This window comes from Achromobacter sp. RW408, assembly GCF_003184165.1.
In the GTDB taxonomy this organism is placed as follows: domain Bacteria; phylum Pseudomonadota; class Gammaproteobacteria; order Burkholderiales; family Burkholderiaceae_B; genus Achromobacter; species Achromobacter xylosoxidans.
On the sequence record NZ_QHHO01000043.1, the window covers coordinates 1 to 1,124 of the forward strand.

Annotated in this window: 2 protein-coding genes and 1 pseudogene; all 3 read left to right on the plus strand. The window is 71.5% G+C overall.

Annotated features, from left to right (window positions below; translation table 11 throughout):
* On the plus strand, positions 1-403 hold a 403-nt coding region (locus DK459_RS30975; protein ID WP_233256790.1), incomplete at its 5' end, for a hypothetical protein.
* A gap of 86 nt (positions 404-489) precedes the next feature.
* The gene (locus DK459_RS09960) at positions 490-813 is read left to right on the plus strand and encodes a BON domain-containing protein (RefSeq protein ID WP_070540812.1); all 324 of its coding nucleotides are present in this window, start codon (positions 490-492) and stop codon (positions 811-813) included.
* Between the two features lie 42 nt (positions 814-855).
* Positions 856-1,124, plus strand: a pseudogene (locus tag DK459_RS09965) (diguanylate cyclase); the annotation flags it as partial.

A 1,124-nucleotide genomic window follows, 5' to 3' on the forward strand; every position in this document is an offset into this window, starting at 1 on the left:
CCTGCCACGCGCGGCGCCCCCTTCCCCCGCCGCGCCCGCGCCGCGCGCTCCTGCCGATTCGGAGGACGCCCGCGGCCATGCCCCGGGCAACGCCGTGCCGGAAGAGGACATCGAACCGGCCGATGCCACCGCCGACGATCCGCATCCCGCGCAGGCCGGACGCGCCGCCAACGCTCCCTGGCTGCGCCGGATGCGCGAGATCGACGCCGCCCGCCCCGGCTTTCCCGGCGAGCACCTGGCGGTGCTGGGCCTGGGCGTATGGCTCATGCGGCGCGGCATGCGCGGCGGCACGTCGCTGCGCCGCATGCTGCTGACCCTGGCCGGCACCACGCTGGTCGGCCGCGCCGCCAGCGGCACGGGCGGCATCGCGCGGGTGGCGCGCGTGCTGCGGCGGCTGGGCTGAACCACGGCCCGCGGCCGCCACGGGCATAGCGATTGCTGCGCCGCTTTGCGGAGCGCACTGCCGCGTTCCGCAAACAGGAGATTCACATGGTTCCCATCCAGATCTTGCGCGCAGCCCTGCTCGGCATCGCCTGCGTGATCGTGCTGCCCGGCTGCGCCGCGGAAGGCGGCCGCCGCAGCACCGGCCGATACACCGACGACGTGGCGGTGACGGCGCGGGTCCGCGAAGCCCTGATCCGCGCACCCGGCCTGCGGTCCAACACCATCCAGGTCGAAACCTACCGCGGCACGGTGCAGCTGAGCGGCTTCGCCGACGACGAAGACAGCGCCGCGAACGCCATCGCGGCCGCGCGCCAGGTGCCCGGCGTGAACGAAGTGCGCAACAACATCCAGGTCCGCAAGCCGCAGTGAGGCGGCCCTTCATCCGGCAGGCGCCCGGCGGGAGAAGCGTCCGTGCATGATCCCCTGTTCGCGATCCTCTGGTATCTCATCCTGCCGCTGTGGCTGCTGGCGGGGTTCGCGGACTGGCTGTGCCATCGCGCCAGCCACATCGCGCAAACCGCCGGGCCGAAGGAATCGACGCTGCACCTGCTCATGTTCGGCGAGATCGGGATTGGCTTGCTGGCCTGCCTGTTCCTGGAAATCAACGCGCTTGTGTTCGCATTGCTGATCGTGATCTTTTTCCTGCACGAGGCCACCGCGTTGTGGGACGTTTCCTACGC